Source organism: Nocardioides sp. (genome assembly GCF_050699375.1).
GTDB lineage: Bacteria > Actinomycetota > Actinomycetes > Propionibacteriales > Nocardioidaceae > Nocardioides.
Window position 1 is genome coordinate 1 of record NZ_JBOHDN010000235.1, and the last position, 3,370, is coordinate 3,370.

Genomic DNA, 3,370 nt, shown 5'->3' on the forward strand with positions numbered 1-3,370 from the left:
GTCATGACGAGCCGACTCGACGAGGATTTCGGTCAGGATGAGCCGACTCGGCGTGCGCAGCGGGTGCTGGTCGCCTCCGACAAGTTCAAGGGATCGCTCACCGCCGCCGAGGTCGCGGCGGCGGTGAGCACCGGGATGCGCCGGGGGAGTCCCGGTGTGGTCGTGGACGCGGTCCCGGTCGCCGACGGTGGCGACGGCACCCTGGCGGCGGCCGCGTCCGCCGGGTTCGTCCTCGTGCCGGTCACGGTGGCCGGACCGACCGGGGAACCGGTTCGGACGGCGTACGCCTGTCGCGACGGTGTCGCGGTCGTCGAGCTCGCCGACGCGGCCGGGCTGGCGCGACTGGCGGGCGCGCCGGACCCTCTGGGCGCCTCCAGCGTCGGGGCCGGCCAGGTCATGGCGGCCGCGATCGACGCCGGTTGTCACCGGCTGGTGCTCGGCATCGGCGGCAGCGCCAGCACCGACGGGGGAGCGGGCCTGCTCCGCGGTCTCGGCGCCCGGCTGCTCGCCGCGTCCGGGGACCCGGTCGGGGACGGTGGGGCTGGGCTCGAGGAGGTCGCCCGGATCGAGCTCGACGAGCTGCACCGACGCGTTGGCGGGGTCGAGATCACCGTGGCGTGCGACGTCGACAACCCGCTCACCGGACCACGTGGCGCGGCCGCGGTCTATGGGCCGCAGAAGGGCGCCGACGCCGACCAGGTGCGACGGCTGGACGTCGCGCTCGGCCACTGGGCAGACGTCGTCGCGGTGGCGACCGGTGCTGATCTCCGGGACCACCCCGGTGCCGGCGCAGCCGGCGGGGTCGGGTTCGCCGCCCTCGCGGTCCTGGGCGCAGAGCTTCGCTCGGGGATCGAGCTCGTGCTCGAGCTGGTCGACTTCGCCTCGGGTCTGGACGGAGCGGCCCTCGTCGTCACCGGTGAAGGTGCGCTCGACGAGCAGACCCTGCACGGCAAGGCCCCGGCCGGCGTCGCCGCCGCTGCCAAGCGCGCCGGTGTCCCGGTCGTGGCGGTCTGTGGGGTCAACCATCTCGATCACGACCGGCTGCAGGCGGCCGGGATCGGCGCTGCGTACGCCTTGACGGACATCGAGCCCGATCGGCAGCGCTGCCTGACCGAGGGCGCCGCCCTGCTCGAGCGGATCGCCGAGCGGATTGCCGCCGACCATCTGATCAAGGAGGACGTGTGAGCGAGCGCCGGAATGTTCACCGAAGCGATGTCCTGAGCCTGTCGAAGGGCAACTCGGTGAGCGGCCACTTCCTTCGTGGAGCTCCACGAGGGAACTGCATCGAGACCGAGGTAGCTCGGTCAGCATCCGAGGAGGCTGAGGCATGAGACTGCTGAGCGTGGGACCGCCGGGCGAGGAGCGCCCCGCGGCGCTCGACGACCAGGACGTACTGCGTGATCTGTCGGCCGCCGTGCCGAGCATCGACGGCGACCTGCTCGGCGACCCGGTGCGGCTCAGGTTGATCCAGGACCTGGTCGCCTCGGGCGGCCTCCCCGTCGTGCCCGACGGCACCCGGATCGGACCGCCGGTGGCGAGGCCCGGCAAGATCGTCGGGGTCGGGCTCAACTACGAGGACCACGCCGAGGAGGCCGGGGCCGCGATCCCGGACGAGCCGGTCGTCTTCCTCAAGCCCTCGACCTCGATCGTGGGTCCGTACGACGCGATCGAGCTGCCGCCGGGATCGACGATGACCGACTACGAGGTCGAGCTGGGGGTGGTCCTCGGTCGCCGGCTGTCCCGGTGCACCGACCCGCAGCAGGCACTGGCCGCGGTCGGCGGCTATCTCACCGCCGACGACGTCAGCGAGCGGGCGCGGATCGCGGCCGGGCCGACCTGGGCGAAGGGCAAGTGCGCCGACACCTTCACCCCGATCGGGCCCTGGCTGGTCACCCCGGACGACGTCGCCGACCCGCAGGACCTCGGCCTGGAGCTCTGGGTGGACGGAGAGCGGAGACAGTGCGGGAGCACCGGCCGGATGATCTCGAGTGCCGGCGGGATCCTCGCGTTCCTCAGTACGCTGATGACACTCGAGCCCGGCGACCTGGTGCTGACCGGGACCCCTGGCGGTGTCGCCGCGTTGCGGCCCGAGCCCCGGCCCTTCCTGCGGGAAGGGCACGTGGTGGAGGCCGAGGTGACGGGCCTCGGACGCCAGCGCACCCGAGTGGTGGCAGTCGATGATGCGGAGGTGAGGGTGTGAGTCGAGATCTCGATCTAGTGATCCGGGCGGCGCGGATGGTGACGCCGGACGGAGAGACGACAGGCTCGGTCGGTGTCCGTGACGGCGAGATCGTCGCGGTCGACACGACCGGGGCGAGCCTGACCGCGGCCCACGTCGTCGAGCTCGCCGACGACGAGGTGCTGATGCCCGGCGTCGTCGACGCCCACGTACACGTCAACGACCCGGGCCGGACCGAGTGGGAGGGCTTCGCCTCGGCGACCCGCGCCGCGGCCGCCGGCGGGGTCACCACGATCGTGGACATGCCGCTCAACAGCATCCCGCCGACCTGCGACCTCCCGGCGCTCGACCTCAAGCGACGGGTCGCCTTTGGAGGGCCGGCGGCCAGCCAGGCTTTCGTCGACGTCGGCTTCTGGGGCGGCGCCATCCCCGGCAACGTCGCGGAGCTGCGTACGCTGCACGAGGCCGGGGTCTCCGGGTTCAAGTGCTTCCTGCTGCACTCCGGAGTCGACGAGTTCCCGCCGCTCGACGCCGACCAGCTCGAGCTCGCGATGCGAGAGATCGCTTCCTTCGACGGTCTGCTGATCGTGCACGCCGAGGATGCGCACGCGATCGAGCACGCGCCGGTGGCGGCCGGCGGGGCGTACGCAGGATTCCTGCACAGCCGTCCGCGAGACGCCGAGAACCTGGCGGTCGCCGGTGTGGTCGAGCTCGCCAGGAAGACCGGGTGCCGGGTCCACATCCTGCACGTCTCGAGCGCGGACGTGCTCGAGACGATCGATGCCGCCCGCCGCGAAGGCATCCCGATCACGGCCGAGACCTGCCCGCACTACCTGACCTTCGCCGCGGAGGAGATCCCCGACGGCGCGACGCAGTACAAGTGCTGCCCGCCCATCCGGGAGGCGGCCAACCGCGAGCTCCTGTGGAACGGCCTGCGTGACGGCGTCATCGACATGGTCGTCACCGACCACTCTCCCTCGACGCCCGACCTCAAGGCCCTCGACACCGGCGACTTCGGGGTCGCCTGGGGCGGCATCTCCTCGCTCCAGCTCGGACTGTCGGCAGTCTGGACCGAGGCGAGGAGCCGCGGCTTCACCCTCGCCGACATCGCCCGCTGGATGTCCGAGGCACCCGCTCACCACGCCGGACTCGCGCGCAAGGGGCAGATCGCGGTCGGCCACGACGCCGACT

3 protein-coding genes are annotated in these 3,370 nt (G+C 72.4%); all 3 read left to right on the forward strand.

What is annotated here, in order from left to right; translation table 11 throughout:
• Positions 1 to 1,185 (forward strand): glycerate kinase (locus tag ACRDPS_RS17305; RefSeq protein ID WP_431502900.1); only part of this gene is annotated, 1,185 nt, incomplete at its 5' end.
• A gap of 142 nt (positions 1,186 to 1,327) precedes the next feature.
• On the forward strand, positions 1,328 to 2,200 hold the full coding sequence (locus ACRDPS_RS17310; RefSeq protein WP_431502901.1) for a fumarylacetoacetate hydrolase family protein: 873 nt from the start codon (positions 1,328 to 1,330) through the stop codon (positions 2,198 to 2,200).
• Positions 2,197 to 3,370 (forward strand): allantoinase AllB (gene allB, locus ACRDPS_RS17315; RefSeq protein ID WP_431502902.1); only part of this gene is annotated, 1,174 nt, incomplete at its 3' end. The genes ACRDPS_RS17310 and allB, both read left to right, overlap by 4 nt.

Coding starts and splice junctions, on each gene's coding strand:
- ACRDPS_RS17310 (WP_431502901.1), top strand. CDS start 1,328: ATGAGACTGCTGAGCGTGGGACCGCCGGGCGAGGAGCGCCCCGCGGCG.